The sequence below is a fragment of the Granulicella mallensis genome (assembly GCF_014203225.1).
GTDB classification, from domain to species: domain Bacteria; phylum Acidobacteriota; class Terriglobia; order Terriglobales; family Acidobacteriaceae; genus Granulicella; species Granulicella mallensis_A.
In genome coordinates this window covers 257,777-274,155 of the sequence record NZ_JACHIO010000008.1, presented here as the reverse complement: position 1 = coordinate 274,155, position 16,379 = coordinate 257,777, and the positions used below count along the sequence as shown (strand labels likewise).

Annotated in this window: 15 protein-coding genes; 10 read left to right on the top strand and 5 right to left on the bottom strand. The window is 59.1% G+C overall.

Translation table 11 applies throughout. The annotated features are described in order from the left end of the window. Positions 1-210 precede the first annotated feature (210 nt). From HDF15_RS11525 to tgt, 4 genes are all read left to right on the top strand, one after another. The gene (locus tag HDF15_RS11525; protein WP_184255640.1) at positions 211-735 is read left to right on the top strand and encodes an RNA polymerase sigma factor; all 525 of its coding nucleotides are present in this window, start codon (positions 211-213) and stop codon (positions 733-735) included. Between the two features lie 31 nt (positions 736-766). Continuing rightward, the gene (locus HDF15_RS11520; RefSeq protein ID WP_184255638.1) at positions 767-1,111 is read left to right on the top strand and encodes a hypothetical protein; all 345 of its coding nucleotides are present in this window, start codon (positions 767-769) and stop codon (positions 1,109-1,111) included. A 22-nt stretch (positions 1,112-1,133) separates the two neighbouring features. Further along, the gene (locus tag HDF15_RS11515; protein ID WP_184255636.1) at positions 1,134-1,706 is read left to right on the top strand and encodes a DUF4252 domain-containing protein; all 573 of its coding nucleotides are present in this window, start codon (positions 1,134-1,136) and stop codon (positions 1,704-1,706) included. 423 nt (positions 1,707-2,129) lie between these two features. After that, positions 2,130-3,266: a tRNA guanosine(34) transglycosylase Tgt gene (tgt, locus tag HDF15_RS11510; protein ID WP_184255634.1), complete on the top strand. Its 1,137-nt coding sequence runs from the start codon at positions 2,130-2,132 to the stop codon at positions 3,264-3,266. 166 nt (positions 3,267-3,432) lie between these two features. Here the strand turns inward: tgt and HDF15_RS11505 are convergent, their stop codons facing one another. Beyond that, positions 3,433-3,672 (bottom strand): FitA-like ribbon-helix-helix domain-containing protein, encoded by a 240-nt coding sequence (locus tag HDF15_RS11505; protein WP_184255631.1) that lies wholly within the window; start codon positions 3,670-3,672, stop codon positions 3,433-3,435. A gap of 156 nt (positions 3,673-3,828) precedes the next feature. Further along, positions 3,829-4,401, bottom strand: coding sequence for a TetR/AcrR family transcriptional regulator (locus HDF15_RS11500; protein ID WP_184255629.1), 573 nt, complete (start codon positions 4,399-4,401; stop codon positions 3,829-3,831). A gap of 109 nt (positions 4,402-4,510) precedes the next feature. Here HDF15_RS11500 and HDF15_RS11495 point away from each other — a divergent pair, with 109 nt between their 5' ends. The 3 genes from HDF15_RS11495 to HDF15_RS11485 all read left to right on the top strand — a co-directional run bounded on the left by HDF15_RS11495 (position 4,511) and on the right by HDF15_RS11485 (position 6,769). Then, positions 4,511-5,137 carry an FMN-dependent NADH-azoreductase gene (locus tag HDF15_RS11495; protein WP_184255627.1) on the top strand — a complete coding sequence of 209 codons (627 nt, stop codon included), beginning with the start codon at positions 4,511-4,513 and terminating at the stop codon, positions 5,135-5,137. A 146-nt stretch (positions 5,138-5,283) separates the two neighbouring features. Beyond that, positions 5,284-5,670, top strand: a complete 387-nt coding sequence (locus HDF15_RS11490; RefSeq protein ID WP_184255626.1) for a hypothetical protein — start codon at positions 5,284-5,286, stop codon at positions 5,668-5,670. Positions 5,671-6,070: 400 nt separating this feature from the next. Then, positions 6,071-6,769, top strand: a complete 699-nt coding sequence (locus HDF15_RS11485; protein ID WP_184255625.1) for a hypothetical protein — start codon at positions 6,071-6,073, stop codon at positions 6,767-6,769. Positions 6,770-7,328: 559 nt separating this feature from the next. Here HDF15_RS11485 and HDF15_RS11480 read toward each other — a convergent pair. Then, positions 7,329-9,953, bottom strand: coding sequence for an FG-GAP-like repeat-containing protein (locus HDF15_RS11480; RefSeq protein ID WP_184255624.1), 2,625 nt, complete (start codon positions 9,951-9,953; stop codon positions 7,329-7,331). Between the two features lie 634 nt (positions 9,954-10,587). After that, complete coding sequence (locus HDF15_RS11475) at positions 10,588-12,006, bottom strand: MATE family efflux transporter (protein WP_184255623.1); 1,419 nt, start codon at positions 12,004-12,006, stop codon at positions 10,588-10,590. A 262-nt stretch (positions 12,007-12,268) separates the two neighbouring features. Here HDF15_RS11475 and HDF15_RS11470 point away from each other — a divergent pair, with 262 nt between their 5' ends. Together HDF15_RS11470 and HDF15_RS11465 are read left to right on the top strand one after the other, a co-directional pair. Further along, positions 12,269-12,589 carry a GIY-YIG nuclease family protein gene (locus HDF15_RS11470; RefSeq protein WP_184255622.1) on the top strand — a complete coding sequence of 107 codons (321 nt, stop codon included), beginning with the start codon at positions 12,269-12,271 and terminating at the stop codon, positions 12,587-12,589. 268 nt (positions 12,590-12,857) lie between these two features. Then, positions 12,858-13,916, top strand: coding sequence for an aldo/keto reductase (locus tag HDF15_RS11465; RefSeq protein ID WP_184255621.1), 1,059 nt, complete (start codon positions 12,858-12,860; stop codon positions 13,914-13,916). Between the two features lie 46 nt (positions 13,917-13,962). Here the strand turns inward: HDF15_RS11465 and HDF15_RS11460 are convergent, their stop codons facing one another. Then, positions 13,963-14,556 carry a TetR/AcrR family transcriptional regulator gene (locus HDF15_RS11460; protein ID WP_184255620.1) on the bottom strand — a complete coding sequence of 198 codons (594 nt, stop codon included), beginning with the start codon at positions 14,554-14,556 and terminating at the stop codon, positions 13,963-13,965. A 118-nt stretch (positions 14,557-14,674) separates the two neighbouring features. Here HDF15_RS11460 and HDF15_RS11455 point away from each other — a divergent pair, with 118 nt between their 5' ends. Beyond that, complete coding sequence (locus HDF15_RS11455) at positions 14,675-16,306, top strand: DHA2 family efflux MFS transporter permease subunit (protein ID WP_184255619.1); 1,632 nt, start codon at positions 14,675-14,677, stop codon at positions 16,304-16,306. Positions 16,307-16,379: the final 73 nt, after the last annotated feature.

Here is a 16,379-nt window from a genome sequence, read left to right as displayed (position 1 = left end):
ATGAGCACGAATAGAAGTCTGTACGCAATCTGTTCGCAAAATACCCCTGGACAACTACGCCTCTCTTCATAGAAGGATGACGACGAAAAACAAACGACGTGCCCCCCCAAAAAAAATTCTTTCCCCACCGCAAAGATTTTGCATTCCGACGGCCTTCTTTTTGCGTATAGAGAAGTAAGCAGGCAAAGTGATACGGAAGCAAGCGCGCGGATGAGCATGGAAGCAACCCAGTTTCGGACACTGGTCGAGACCCATCAGAAGATGGTGTTTTCTATCGCCCTGCGCGTTACCGGAGAGTACGGAGCGGCCGAGGAGGTCGCCCAGGACGTCTTCCTGGAGCTATATCGCGGTGCCGAGCGGCTGACGAGCGCGGACCATGTGCGCTTCTGGCTGCGGCGGGTGACCGTACATCGTGCCACCGACGCTCTGCGGAGAAAATCCCGCCAGCCCGAGGCTGCCGCGGAAGAGTGGATGGAAGAGCAGCACGTTGAGAATGAGAACACGCGGCTGGATGCCGGTATCGAAGCGCGGCTGGAAGAGTTGCTGCGGGCCCTGCCGGAGTCGATGCGTGTGGCTGTGGTGTTGCGGTACCAGGAAGAGATGGCGCCGGATGAGATTGCAAAGCTGCTGGGGCAGCCGGTAGCGACGGTAAAGAGTCATCTGCAGCGTGGATTGCAACTGCTGCGCGTCAAGGCGGCAGTGACAATGAAGGGATATGTTCGTGGACAGGCCTGAAGAAAAAAAGAATGAGCTCGGAGCAGGAAAGATGGACGAGTTTGAAGAGCTACTAACACGCGAGCTGCAAAGGGTCGACGCACCGGAGGGGTTTGCGCTCCGCGTGCTGGATCTTGCCGCGAAGCAGACGCCGGTGCGCGCCAGGGTGCTGACGATGCCCGTCTGGCTGGCCAGGCAGCACGCCTGGGCAGGCGGTGCGATTGCCGCAGCCCTGGTGCTGGGATGCTTTGCCGCGGAACGGATTCACGTCAGGCAGCAGCAGGAGAAGGCGGAGATGGCGCAGCAGCAGTTTGACACGGCGATGCGCGTCACCGATCGCGCTCTCGGCCAGACGCGCGCGCACCTGGAACGCGCAGGGTTTAAGTTAGGCGACTGAGAGAGGCGTGAGGGATAGAACGATGACAAAGAGACTGGGTTTGAATCTGACGCTGGCGGTCGCGATGCTTGCGGCACTGCCGATGCGGGCACAAGTGACGATACGGGTTTCTTCGAGCGGAGCCGAGGCGCCGCAGGTAAAGGACGACCTGTTCGCCGGCACGGAGAAGTTCGCGCAGGGTGCGAAAGACGTAACCGAAGTGAACATGGACAAGAGCATGCTCGGCATGGTCCCCAAGGGCGGGGGAGGGATGGCGAGCAAGATGGACTACATCGTGATCCACTCGTACACCTATGACAAACCCGGAATGTATCGCATGGAAGACATCGACGTCTTCCGCAAAAAGCTGACGGACGGCAGTTGGAACTGTTTTATCCATACACGCGACAAGGATGGCTCGACGGATATCTGCTCGCGGTCGGGAGAGCACGGCGAGTCCAACGAGATGGTCATTATGACCGCCGAGGCGAAAGAGCTGACCTTCATCCACCTGAGCGGACACATGTCGATGGGCGACCTCGTCAAGATGGGCGGCGGCATGAGCGGCGTCCCGGTTCCACCCATTCCGCCGATACCGCCTGTACCCCATCAGTAGCTTCGGCGGCACTTGATGTCAGTCCCTACCGTCTTGAGCTTATTTGGTGAGCCATAATGGCCCGTTGAGCACAGCGCGAAGCGCGTTCCCTGATGCTTCAGCATCAGGGATACGGAGGGAGCCGTAGCCTTTAGGCTACGGAATAAGGGCCAGGGCAAGAATCGGGCTTTAGCCCCGGGCCTTTTGTCCGCAGCCGAAAGAAGGCCCAGGCCTAAAGGCCACATCTTTTCTCAGCTTGAATTCCGTAGCCTAAAGGCTACGGCTCCGTCCGTCCCGCGACGCTGAAGCGTCAGGATTTGCGCTACGCGCTGTCTTGAACAGGCCATCACGATACAACGAATTTACGACTCACAAGGGTCGCCCTTTCGGGGCTTAGTTCTATGCCACGCCACCCAATGCCACGCCCTTCTAGAATGGAGGGCGATGTCACTTAAATTCGAAGTTGCAAATACGACGGAGCAGGGGGGCCGGCGCGGCGCCCTCTCGTTGCCGCACGGAGTCGTCCAGACGCCGGTGTTTATGCCTGTCGGCACGGCGGCAACCGTAAAGGCCGTTCCTCAGGACGCGCTGGAGACCCTTGGCGGCCGTGGCGCTGAGATCATCCTGGCCAATACCTATCACCTGTATCTGCGCCCAGGGCATGAACTGATCCGCTCACTCGGCGGCGTACACAAGTTCATGAGCTGGCGCCGGCCCATGCTGACCGACTCCGGTGGCTTCCAGGTATTTTCGTTAGCCAAGCTGCGCAAGATCACCGAGGACGGCGTCGAGTTCCGCTCGCACCTCGATGGCTCCAGGCACTTCTTCTCGCCCGAGCACTCCATGACCGTGCAGATCGCCCTCGGAGCGGACATCATGATGGTCTTCGACGAGTGCGTGGAGACGCCCGCCAGCTGGGAGCGCACCCGCGACTCCATGACACTGACGCACGCCTGGGCCGCACGGTCCAGGGCCTACTGGGAGGCGCACCGCCACGAGGTTCCCTGGCATGCGGAGCGCGGCGGCCAGCACCAGGCGCTCTTCGGCATCGTGCAGGGAGGCATGTACGCCGACCTCCGCCGCGAGAGCGCGGACAGGCTCGTGGAGATGGACCTTCCCGGCTACGCGATCGGCGGCCTGGCCGTCGGTGAGCCCCGCGAGGTGACCCGCGAGATGATCGCACTGACGCTGGAGCATCTGCCCAAAGACAAGCCGCGCTACGTGATGGGCGTCGGCTACCCCGACGAGATCGAGGAGTACGCGCGCATGGGTGTCGACATGATGGACTGCGTACTGCCCACGCGCGCCGGTCGGCATGGGCTGCTGTTCATCCGCGAAGACCCGAACGACCGCAGGAGCGCCGTGGTCCGCCTGAACATCAAGAAGCAGGACAACGCCCAGGACCAGCGGCCTATCGATGAGGGCTGCAAATGCAGCGTGTGTCAGCGCTATACCCGCGCCTACCTGCGGCATCTGTTTGCAAGTGGAGAGCCGCTGGGGGCCACGCTGAACTCCATTCACAACCTGTCGTTCTATCTGGAGACGATGGAGCGTGTGCGGGCTGATCTGGCAGGCGCGTAGTACAGGCACGGGACTGAGCCCCGAAGAGGCGACGCGATAGTAGCCAGAGCGTAGCCCTGGGTTCAGGACTGGGATGAAGCTGTTTGCACAGTCCAACTTCATCTCAGATGTCATTTGATGACACGTCCTAAGTCTTCCCGAGGAGTTGGTACACAAAGGCAAAGAATCACCCAAACGCTGCCGGTTCCGTTGGCGTTTGGTCACGCGCAAGATCGAGGCGGAGCCTGTCAAAGTTCTGTCCAAAGGCGGCTAATTCTGTCCCAATCATGACCTTGGTTTTGGGCCGCACAGCCTCTGCCAGAATGGCTCTGATCTCGGCTTCTGTACTGATCCCATGTAAGGCTGCACGCTGCTTGAGAGCGCAATAGGTTGCTTCAGATAGATTGCGAACGGTGATCGCTGCCATATTTCACCTCACACATTGCATGATGTCAAAGTGGGGATTGCAATAACAATGTGGCCGAGGGAAGGCAAAATATAACAACCCAAAAAAGTCCGATAGAGGCTCAGTTCAGGGCTGATTTTCTACTTTTACCCTCTCAACTTTGAGAAGTCGTTCGTTCTACGTTCCGAGCACCGGCCCAATCAGCCTCACCACCGTCGCGGCGATCTGCTCGGAAGGAACCCGGTCCGGAGTCCTTACCCACTCCTTCGCAGCGCCAAAGATCGCCCAGCTTACGATGGAGGCGATTACCTCCGGCGAGTCGCCCGAGGGGGGCGGGTGCTGTCTCACACCATCGAGAATCATCTTCCCCACCACGGTAATCACGGCGGACTCCAAATGCGGCTCCATCTGCCGCTGGCGTTCGCACTCTACGCCGGGCGTCTGGGCCAGATAGTCGCAGACGCCCAGCGCGATGTGGTGCAGGGCGGACGCGCAGGTTCCGTTAAACGTGACGCCGCGGTCTTCTAAAAGTTGGTTGAATTTGCTGGCAACCATGCACTCGAAGAGTGCAAACTTATCGGGGTAGTGCGCATAGAAGGTCGCCCGGTTCACCGTGGCCTCATCGGTGATGTCCTGCACGGAGATCTTTTCGAACTCCGTAGACTCCAACAGCTTTCCTAACGCCTGCTGCAGCAGATCGCGGGTGCGTTTGACGCGAGGATCAATAGCTTCGCAAGCAGATTCTGCCATAGGCCTTCTTCTACTTTACAGTTTTTGTTGCAAAAACAACATCTGTTGTGTATTTATAAGTCAACAGATGTTGCTTAAGCATCTATTGTTGCAAAGGAGATTTACCCGAATGCCTACTTTACTCCATCTCGACGCCAGCCCACTTGGCGAAGCCTCCGTTTCCCGCCACCTCACCAGCGAGTTCGTCAAGAACTGGAAGAAGGCAAACCCGGAAGGCAAGGTCATCACCCGCGACCTCACGACCAGCGGCCTCACCTCTCTTACTGCGCCTTTGATCGGCGCGTTCTTTACGCCGAAAGAGTCACGCACCCCGGAGCAGAACCAGCTGCTCGTCCTCTCCGACAGCCTGGTTGCCGAAATCAAAGAGGCCGACGAGTACGCCATTGGCGCTCCGATGCACAACTTCGGTGTTCCCAGCGTTCTCAAGCAGTGGATCGACCTGATCGCTCGCGCTGGCGAGACCTTTGCTTATATCGACGGTGCCCCCAAGGGCCTGCTCCAGGGCAAGAAGGCTCATTTCCTTCTCGCAACCGGCGGCGTCTATGGCGCGGGTTCGGCGATGGAGTCCTTCAACTTCGTAGAGCCTTATCTGCGTACCGTCTTCGGCTTCCTCGGGGTTACGGACACCAGCTTCCAGACCGCAGGTGGCGCTGCTTCCCTGAACTACGGAGCCGACCGTGAGGCCTTCCTGCTGCCCCACGTCGAGGCGATCCGCGCCAGGTTCGCGGTCAACTAAGCCTGTTCCGCTGTTTCTCTATTCCGGTACCCGCGTCGCTTTTTCTGAAGAAATCGGCGCGGGAGTCCCGGTTTTCGGCGTATAAATAGACCCCAAATAGCTTCAGAACTGCTTCTGCGACCAACTCCATTCTGAAAGGGTTCGTGATGAAAATCGTCAATTTAATCGTACGTCTTCTGCTCGGCCTGGTCTTCGTGGTCTTTGGGCTCAATGGGTTTCTGCACTTTATTCCAATGCCTCCTCCTACGGGGACTGCCGCGCAGTTTCTGGGAGCGATGTTTGTCTCTCACTACCTGGTCGCCGTCTTCCTGCTGCAATTGATCCCTGGAGTGCTGCTGTTGATCAATCGCTTCGTGCCGTTGGCTCTTACCCTGCTGGGTCCGGTGATCGTCAACATCCTCCTGTTCCATATCAGCATGAACCCGGCAGGCCTTCCGCTGCCGCTTCTTGTGACCGTGCTCTGGCTGGTGACGGCGTGGAGCGTCCGCTCGGCCTTCGCAGGAATCTTCCAGCAGAACGTGCCGGAAGAGTAAGCCGCGAAAGCTGCGGCCATCACAGACTCACCACAAACCCACCACAAAATTGTCATCAAATTGCTCGTGGGATGAATTTGAACTGGGCAAACAGGTTGTGGTGGCACGGTTTCGTTAAGGGCATGGCTTCAGCCATGCCGTAAGTAGCAGGCCAAAGGCCGTACCTTTCTGCCGAAGGCGGGAGTGAAGGCGGAGCCGCAACGACTGAATTGCCTTCTTTGGTCATGGCGAAACCAGTTACCTCTCGCGACGGATACATCCCTGTGAAGCCATGCCCTTAAAGAAACAGTGCCGCAGCAAACTGTTTGCTCCGTTCGATCTCGAAGTTGGATGATATGCCCTATGCCACTTCTGCATGCAACACCCCTCTCGATAGTGATACGCTTTTGCTCAAATGGAAATGGATAACGAAGGAAAACGGCTCCGCGAAATCTACGCGGAACAGAGTGATGAAGACCTGCTGGAGCTGCATCAGGAGCGGCAAGACCTCACGCAGGTTGCGCAGGACGCACTGGCCCAGGTGATGAAAGATCGCGGGCTTGCGCAGCCGACCGCGAACGATAAGCAGGTGGCTTCCGCTGCTCCGAATCTGGATTTACGAGCTGACGTTCTCAGTGAGGGCGAGACCGTCGCCTACCTGTTCCACGATGCCTTCCAGGCGCGGGAGGCGATGCGCCATATGGAGGCTGCCGAAGTCGACCATCGCATCGTGGATTGGCATGTAGTCGATCCTGAAAGACCGATCCATCCTTCGGGTCTTGACCTGGCGCTGGTAGTCCATCGAAAGATGGCGGGAAAGGCTGCTTCCGTTCTTCATGAAAAGCTGGGGCTATTTCCGTCACACGAGGAAGGCGGCGAGTCCGGCGGTCCGCTCAATCCGGTTGAGGGTCTTACGTTTCTGGCGATGTTCGATTTGAAAGAGGCGCTGATTGTGGCGCAGGTCCTTGGCGAGGCGGGGATCTCGTATCTCTGGCGCGATGGACGCGATGAAACCAACGAGCTTCCTGACGAAGAAACGGTTGCCATCGAAGTGCGGCAATCGAAGCTCGAAGAGGCAACGGCCCTGATTGAACGACGGTTCGCAGCTTTGTCCGAGTAAAAGCTCAGTTCGGTCGTTGTTTGTTTTTCGTCGTCATCCTGAGCCGTAGGCGAAGGCCCCCGTATTTTGGTGTGGCGACGGACCGCAGAGATTCTCTCTCGCTTGTCTAGGCTTTTCTTTTCTCTTTAGGGGTGTCCAGAGGGGATATTTTTCTTTCCAGAGGGAGCACAGAGAGATCATGAAAGCAGACGAATCGCTGATCTCAGCCAAGGAACTTCCCTGGCAGAAAGCAATTTCCGCTTGCAGATCGCGGCTCAATGAGTGACTCGGCGATTTTGCGGCAATTGAGATTTGAGACGCAGATTACGTCCGGCTTGCCGACGCTACATCCGAGTAAATCGGTTGTAGCGGTTTTCGAATGGGACCGGATGCTTGCTCACCCGAGCGAGTTTGCGGCCTCAATCGGGGACTCTTGGACGAGTTCCGAACGATCTGCCTGGATTGCTCCTTGCGTCTGCGGTTTGAAGACGAAAGCCCTGGCGCAACGCAATCAAATATCTGTTGATCTGCGGCTGGCGCCAGGATTTCTGTCTCAAGCTGGACTACAGACCGGTTCGGCTCAATTAACGGTGACACTGACTGCGGTATTTGCCGTTGTTGCGCCACTGGTTCCCGTCACTGTGACGGTATAGGTTCCCGGGGTGGTGCCTGGGTTGGCAGGCGTCGTGGGCGTGTTGTTCGCCACGCTGCTGCAACCGATGCCTGCACCAGCGACGGCCGCGAACAGCAGCAGACCCAGTAGCGTCTTCAACCTCCGCCGCCGTACGGGCATTCCGAAGAAGAACAGCGCCGCCATGACCACGCCTCCGCCGACGCTGAGGGTCCGGCGCAGCGGGTCGTGGACTGCGGCGCTGGACATGGCCGTGGTGCCGATGGTGAGTGTCGCCGTCACAGGCGTCGTCCCCGAGATTGCCGCCGGAGCGGTGACCGAGCAGGTTGGCACGTCGGTCGCACCCACCGGAATCCCCGTCACAGCGCAGGTAAGGACAACGGTCCCGGTAAAGCCGTTGCTCGGAGTGATCGTAACGGTCGAAGTGCCGCTAGCCCCAGGCGCGGCGATGGGGATAGCGGTGTTGCTCAGCGCAAAGCTTGGTGCGACGACGGTAAATGAGGTGGCCGAAGTGACGACAATACCCCCGCCATCGGGGGTGCCTTGCACGATCATCTGGTACGCTCCCGGGGTTGTTGCGGGGAGCGTGGAAACCGTGGCAGTCGCACTCGCAGCCGCCGTTCCAGAGAGCATGACAGACTGCGGAATCGAACATGTTGGCGGGGATATCCCCATGAACTGGAAACTGATACTACAGTTGAGCGTCACAAGCCCAGTAAGATTGATCGCGGGCGTAACCGTGACCGTCGAGGTGGCGCTCGCACCGACGCCAATCGGAGGCAAGGTCGTAGCGCCGATAGTGAATGCAGTCTGCGACAGTAATTCAAGGAGCGGGGAAACGCTGCCACTATAGGTGGCGTCGCCGGCGTAGCTTGCGTCGATCTCTTGAAACGACGCATTAATGCCAGTGGCAAGAAGCGTGACATTGTTCACCGTAGCCGTCGCAAACTTTGGCTGCGAAAGCAACACTGAAATCCCTTCGTCGTCCTCGTTGAGGATCGCGCCAGCCATATCCGATGCGCCGTCGCCATTAAAGTCTGCCACCGCAATCGACCCGTTGTCGGTTACTTCCTGGTTGCTGATCACAGCCGTAAAGATCCCATCTCCATTGCCCAGCAGGACGCAATCGCCCTTGCCTGCCACTCCTAGGTCGACTATGCCGTCTCCATTGAAGTCCCCCACGACCACAGTTGTGCCGGAGTAGCCCGTCGCCGGACCCGCGGTGGTAAACGTTCCATCCCCATTGCCCAGCAGGATCGTCACGGTCCCATTGGCTGCCACGGCTAGGTCCGTCTTGCCGTCTGCGTTGAAGTCTGCAACCGCGATCACACCGGCGGTGGCGCCTGTGGGTACCGTGGCTCCCACGGTGAATGTCTCATCCCCATTGCCCAGCAAGATACTCACCGAATCGCCTTGCTGGTTGCCCACAGCCAGATCCAGCTTGCCATCTCCGTTGAAGTCGCCCACTGCCACGGGACCAGGGGCCGTCGGCATGGTAGCGCCCATCTTGAATGTTCCGTCTCCATTGCCCAACAGCACTGCGAGAGTGGGATTGGGATTGGAGGAACCGGACTCCACCAGCAGATCCTGATTGCCATCTCCATTGAAGTCGCCCGCCGCAACTAAAGCGAGACTCTGCATTGGCGGCGACTGGTATCCGCCCGTGAAGGTTCCATCGCCGTTTCCTGGAAAGATGGTTACCGTGCCACTGGACGCCATTGCCAGGTCCAGTTTGCCGTCTCCGTTAAAGTCTCCCACTACAATACCGTTCAGTTGAGCGGAAAAACTCTCACCGTCCCTGAATGTTCCATCCCCATAGCCCAACAGAATCTGTACAGAGTTCCCTCCATTGACGGTAGCGAGCAGATCGACAATCCCGTCGCCATTGAAATCACCCGTCACAAGCTGCCTAGGTTGCTCAAAGAATATCGACGAGGATAAGAACAGTGCGCCAGTACCCGGTGTCAGAGGCGCCGTTCCCAGCACCGCATTCGCATTGCTCGTATCCACAAATGGTACCGAGCCCGTCGGCACAACGCCGGCGTTGCCGGAGACGTTTGCCGTGAGCGTGTAAGTTCCCTGAGAACCACTGAATGCGATGCTCGTCGTCGAGGGCTGTATTCCCGCGATTGCTGTCACCGTCAGCGCCGCCGCAGCCGATGCGCTCGCGGCGGCATTATTGGTTCCGGCGAACACCGCCTTGTAGCTGTGGCTGCCAATTCCGGGACGGAACCTCAGCGTCGCCGTCCCCGCGCCGGTTAACTGCGCCGTGCCCAGGATGTGGATGTCCGTGCAATATTTCGCCGCCGCATCGCAAAAGTTGACCTGGCCCGGCGTGACGGCCGTGCCGCCGGCCGTCACGGTTGCAGTCAGCGTGACCACGCTGCCAGATGTCACCGTCGTGACCACGCCCCCGGCGGATGTCACCGCTAGAGCAGTGGTCGTTGGCGCCGCGGCCCAGGCCTGCTGGAGGCCCACACACATAGCCAGACAGGCAGCCGTGACGAAACAGACGGATGAGCGCAATGAAACCGGAAATTCCCGGTCCCCAATCGATTTTCGCTGGAAATGCATAGTCGAATCTCCGAGACTCAGATAGAGACAGATATTGGCTCTACCTTCTTAAACTGAGTCCCGGCAGATTTATTCCGATGATTTCGTACGGTGGCCTTGTCCCGTAGCACATGGTTCTATCCAGATTTGTAGCCAGACGATGAGAGCTTTGTGACCAATTGGATTGTTAGCGAAGCTCTCTTGTTCTACGGGCTGGCCCACGCGTTGAATCGCTACGGTGAGACTTTTGGCACTGACATCAATGCCACAGTACATTGTCTCCTGCAACTGTATGGATCGCTTGCTCATGAATGGCCTCCGGCGTTCAGATACGGCCTCGGCTTCCGTCCCTGTCCGCAGTTCCGGACTCGCTCTTATCGCCGACCTTGAACATGCAGGCTTTATGCCTCCCATTCTCCACGGCGTAATGAGAGAGGGACGGCGGCCGTTCTCTGCGACAGGCTCAGGATTGCTCCCGGCCTCAGGTGGGTACGGCCTCTCCGCCGCAGCGCAACTCCATCGTTACGCCTTGAGTTGCAACATACAAGGTGGTACCCAATGCGGGGGGCCTTCAGCCTCGCTTCAGGATGACGACGAAAAACAGATTCTCTTTGTGCCGTTCCTCGATAAGCTGGCGGGAAGTCGCGGAAACCCCTCACATCCCAGACGCCTGTTGCGGGCGTCGCATCGTCTGCGCCAGCGACTTCGTCGTCCTATGCCAGAGCGCCAGCAGCATCAGCGCGGCAGCGGTCAACGCAATGAGCAATCCCCACCACAATCCGGCTGCGCCGAGATGGGCGCGAAACGCCAGCAGCACTCCGAGCGGCATGCCGATCGCCCAGTAGCAGAGAACCTGCGTATAGAGCGGCGCGGTCGTATTGCCTGCGCCGCGCAGCGCGCCGGTCGCGGTGATTTGCACGCCATCGAAGAATTGAAATCCTGCGGCTACGAACAACAGCGGCACAGCCGCATGGATGACATCCTGATCCGGCGTAAAGAGGCGCGCGACCGCCGCCGGGATCGTGAGAAACACAACGGCTGCGACCAGCATGAAGGCAGCGCCCAGCCCGATGCCGCACCAGCCGGCGAGCGCAGCCTGCGCGATCGTGGCGGCTCCGGTGCGGATGCGTCCGACTGCATGGCCGACGCGCACTGCGGTGGCCGAGGAGATCGCGAGAGGCACCATGAACGTGGTGCTGGCGCACTGCAACGCAACCTCGTGTCCCGCCAGCGCCAGCGGCCCCATCGTCGCGACGAGCGAGGTGACGAGCGCGAAGATCGCGATCTCGATCAGCAGGGAAGCGCCTGCCGGGGCTCCCAGCACAAACAGCTTGCGCAGATGCTGAACCTCGATCCTCCGCGAGACGGTGCGGAGGCCATAGTCACCCTGCTGGTCGGCCCACAGCACCGCGAAGAGCAGCACCGCCATGAGATACAGCCGCGCAAAACTGGTGGACCATGCCGAGCCCTCAACGCCGAAGGCGGGAATCGCAATCGTGTGTCCGAGAATCTGCCAGCGATGTCCAAACATCATCAGCCAGTCTCCGGCAATGTTCACCAGGTTGGCGGAGATGAGCGCGAAGGCAATCGGGCGGCCATGATGCATGGCCTGCAGATAACGCCGCAGCGTGAAGTAGAGCAGCAGCGGCAGCGTGCCGTAGTTCAATCCCCACATCGCGGGGACAGCTTGCGCCAGCACGGCGCGGTCGACCGGCATATACATCAGCAGCGTCGGACCCGCGGCGAACAATGTCATCAGCACACCACTGAGGAGGACGGCCATCACGAGACCGTGCAGCAGCCAGCGATTGGCCTGCTGCATCTCCTTGGCCCCGAAGGCCTGTGAGATCAGCGTGTCCAGCGCCAGCAGAATGCCGCCGATGCCGAACACCAGCGTATTGAAGAGCACCTGCGCCAGCGCACCGGCGGACATCGCAATGGCCGAGTGCGGCAGCCGTCCCACCATGATCGTATCGACCAGCGACATCGCCACCCAACCCAGCTCGCCCACGATCAGGGGCAGAGCCAGCTTCAGGAGCAGCGGCAGTTCGCGGCGGATGTCGGTGGAGCGCATGAGCTAGGGTATCGCACAGGGCGTGAGTATTCCGTTGCGATGGGGTTACAGCGTGGGAGTAAAAGAGAGTTCTTTTTCTGGATCACCCCAGGACCGTCATCCTGAGCGAAGCGTCTCGCGCACTTTGCGAGACGCGCAGTCGAAGGACCCCGAAGCTGTCCACATTCCCCATGCACCTCACACCTTTTCGACCGCAAATGTTCGTGCTCTGGTAGCGGCGATCATCTTCCAGCAGCGACCACAAAACTGCTAGCATCTTGCCATGTCCGGCGGCTATACCTACATCCTCGGCAGTATTACAGGCACGCTCTACATCGGCGTCACCAGCAATTTGTACCTGCGCATGATGCAACACAAGAACGGTACCTTCGAGGGTTTCTCTGCGACCCACGACTGCAAACGCCTGCTCTACTTCGAAGGACACGAAGATATCCGAATCTCCATCGCACGCGAAAAGCAACTCAAAGGTTGGCGACGCGAGAAGAAACTGAATTTGATCCGCTCGGTCAATCCAGAGTTTAAAGATCTCGCAGAAACCTGGGGATGGCAGATGATTACCGTGCACGAGCAGATGAACCCGTAGCGTGCAAATGTTTGCGACAAGAAGCATTCGTGCACTGGGCTTCGTGGTGGAAAAGGATTGAACTGTATCGGCAGGAGGGGACGCTTCGCGGTCCTTCGACTGCGTCACTCGCAAAGTGCGCGAGCGACTTCGCTCGGGATGACGCTTCTCGGGTAGGTTAGGGCTAACCATAGAGTAGTGACCTTCTGAGTCGCACAAGCCTCCTCGCACGTCCAATCGAACAGAGCTCGATCCTCTCTTGCAAGAAACAACCCACCAAAGGACAGTCATGCAATACAAGACACTCGGCAACACCGGTTTACTCGTCTCCAGCCTTTGTTTCGGAACCATGACCTTTAGCGGTGGCGCGGGCTTCTGGAAGGTCATTGGCACAGTCGATCAGGCCGGAGCCGATGACCTCGTCAAGGCCAGCATTGAAGCCGGCATCAACTTCTTCGATACCGCCGACGTTTACTCCGAGGGCGAGAGCGAAAAGACGCTCGGCCAGTCGCTCAAGAACCTCAACATCGCGCGCAAGGACGTGGTGATCGCGACCAAGGTCTTCGGCCGCGTCGGCCCGGGCCGCAACGATGTCGGAGCTTCGCGCGGACACATTATGGACGGCGTCGAAGCCAGCCTGCGTCGCCTGCAGACCGACCACATCGACCTCTATCAGATCCACGCCAGCGACTCGATCACTCCAGTCGAAGAGACGCTGCGTGCGCTCGACACCCTCGTGCAGCAGGGCAAGGTGCGCTACATCGGAGCCTCGAACTGGCAGGCCTGGAAGCTCTCCAAGGCGCTCGGCATCTCCGAGTTCAAGAACCTCGCGCGCTTCGACACGCTACAGGCCTACTACTCCATCGCCGGACGCGATCTCGAGCGCGAGATTGTGCCGCTGCTCGAAGCGGAGAAGACGGGGCTGCTCGTCTGGAGTCCGCTTGCGGGTGGGCTGCTCTCCGGCAAGTTCAGCCGTGAAAACCAGAAGCCTGAGGGCTCCCGCCGCTCCGAATTCGACTTTCCCCTCGTCGACAAGGAACGCACGTGGAAGATCCTCGATGCGATCGCACCCATCGCGAAGGCCCACGGTTGCAGCGCGGCTCGCATCTCGCTCGCGTGGCTGCTCTCGAAGCCTGTGGTGACGTCGATCATCATTGGAGCCAAGCGCCTCGACCAGTTGCAGGACAACATCGCCGCCATCGAGGTTAAGCTGACTGCGGACGAGATCAAGCAGCTCGATGAGGTAAGCGCTCTGCCGCCGGAGTATCCCGGCTGGATGCTGCCCTTCCAGAATGCGAACCGTCTGGACCCCGCGGCCGCCAGGCCGGCGAGTAGCGAGACAAAGTAGGGTGTCTTTTTTCAAACTTACTTTGGAATGAACTCGAAAGAAAGCTCTACGAGCACTTCGTGGCGATCCCATCCAGCACGCATTCGAGCATGGCGCAGGCATCCTGCAACGGCTTTTTCGTGCCTTCGATGCGGCTTATCATCAGGGCGCCTTCCAGCATGGAGATCATAGTGTTGGCAATACTCTGCGGCTCTATGGTCTGGCGGATCTCCCCGCGCTCGACGCCGGTCTTCACGATATTGCTGATCCGAGCCTTCCACGCCTGAATGCCCTCGTGGACGAGTTCCCGCAACACGAGGTTGCCGTCGTCGGCATCAATGGCTGTATTGAATAGCGGGCAGCCCCCGGGCATGGGCGAAGGGGTTGCGACGAATCGCTGTACGACAGAACGCAGCTTCGCTACCGAGCCTTCGATGTTCTCCAGGTCCTCCGTCCGTGTCTTGACGCACTGGGCAAGCGCAAACCGGAACGCCTCTGCCGCCAGCTCTTCCTTGTTGGCAAAGTGGCGATACAGTCCACCCTTCTCCAGCCCGGTAGCCTCCATGATGTCCTGCATGGAACACCCGGAATACCCCCGTTGATTGAAGATCGGTGCGGCAGCCGCGATGATCCTCTGCCTGGTCAGCTCTCCCTTGGCCACTGCGAAACCTCCGTGGAGAAGAATACGAAAAAAGACGCATCGGTTTCCTCTCTCTCTGAATCAGATGTGAAAGAGACCGAACAGTCTCTAAATAATTTCAGCTTGTGAGGACCTGTCTGTGGCTACCGCTGTTGCCCCGTTACCCCAGAAAGCTACACAACGCGCCGCTTCGGGGTTCCCCACGATCAATCCCTGGGTCGTGGCGCTGACGGTTACGCTCGCAACCTTCATGGAGCTGCTCGATACCTCCATCGCCAACGTGTCGCTGCCTTATATTGCTGGGGGCCTGGGCCGCTCGTTCGATGAAGTGACCTGGATTCTCACGACCTATCTCGTGGCAAACGCGGTCGTCCTTCCTATGTCGGCCTGGCTGTCCCGGGTCTTTGGCCGCAAGAACTACTACATGGCCTGTGTCGCGCTGTTTACGATTACGTCCTTCTTCTGCGGTATTGCACCCACGCTCGGCTTCATGCTCATGGCCCGCGTTCTTCAGGGAATCGGCGGCGGCGGCCTGGCTCCGGTCGAGCAGGCCATCCTGGTCGACACCTTTCCTCCGGCCAAACGAGCTACCGCGTTTGCCCTCTATACCGTGGCGATCGTTACAGCTCCCGCTATCGGTCCAGTGCTCGGCGGCTGGATCACCGACAACTACAACTGGCGCTGGGTCTTCCTGATCAACATTCCCATCGGTATTCTGTCGCTCTTCCTGACCAATCGCTTCGTTCACGATCCGCCGTCCTTCGCGGAGGAGCGCAAGTCCGCCCGCTCGGCCAACGGAAAGCTCCGCGTCGATGGTGTCGGCATCGCGCTGATAGGCCTGGGTTCGGCAGCGCTTGAGGTCCTGCTCGACCGTGGACAGATCGATGACTGGTTTGGTTCACCCTTCATCTGCTGGATGTTCGGCATTGGCATCACCTGCCTCGGCATTGCCATCTTCTGGGAGTTGCATCACCCCGATCCCGTCATTGAGTTGCGCCTGTTGAAAGTGCGCAACTTTGCTATCTCGAACATCTTTTACTTCGTCTTCGGCTTCGGTCTCTTCGCCTCCACGACGATGATCCCGCAGATGCTGCAATCGCTCTACGGCTACCGCGCCATCGATGCCGGCCTGGTGCTCGGGCCGGGGGCTCTCGTCATCACGCTACTCGCACCGGTCGGAGCCCAGCTCGTGCAGCGAGGCATCATCCATCCACGCATCCTGCTCTTTGGTGCGGTCATGGTGGTGGGAATATCGTTCATTCACTACAGCCACTTCAATCTTCAGACGGACTATGGCCATTACGCTCTGGCCCGCGGGCTTCAGGGCTTGGGCTATGCGTTCTTCTTCGTTCCGCTCTCGGTGCTTTCGTACTCGCAACTGCGGCCCGACCAGAACAATAAGGCGTCGTCGCTGACGAACTTCTTCCGCAACTGGGGTGGAAGCTTCGGTATCGCCTTCGTGACGACCATGTCCGAGCGCCGTCAGAACTTCCATCAGGTGAGGGTCGGCTCGAACCTGCCTTCGTCGTCTCCGTTCCTGCAGCAGGCAGTGCAGCAGACTACGGCCTATCTGCAATCGCATGGATTCTCCCACGCGGATGCCGTCAAGGCCGCCTATCTCCGCTACTACGATCAGTTGGGGGCACAGACTCGTCTGCTGGCTTTTATGGACTGCTTCTTCGTGATCGGCGTCATCACGCTGGTCGCGGCGCCGCTTGTTCTGCTCTCGAAGAACTTCAAGGTTGGGGGCAAGGCGCCGGCAGCGCACTAACTATATAGAGGTGAGACCGGGAGGGAGAGGGGACACTGTGCGGGGGCTGGAAGAACTTTGCCAGGTCTCATCA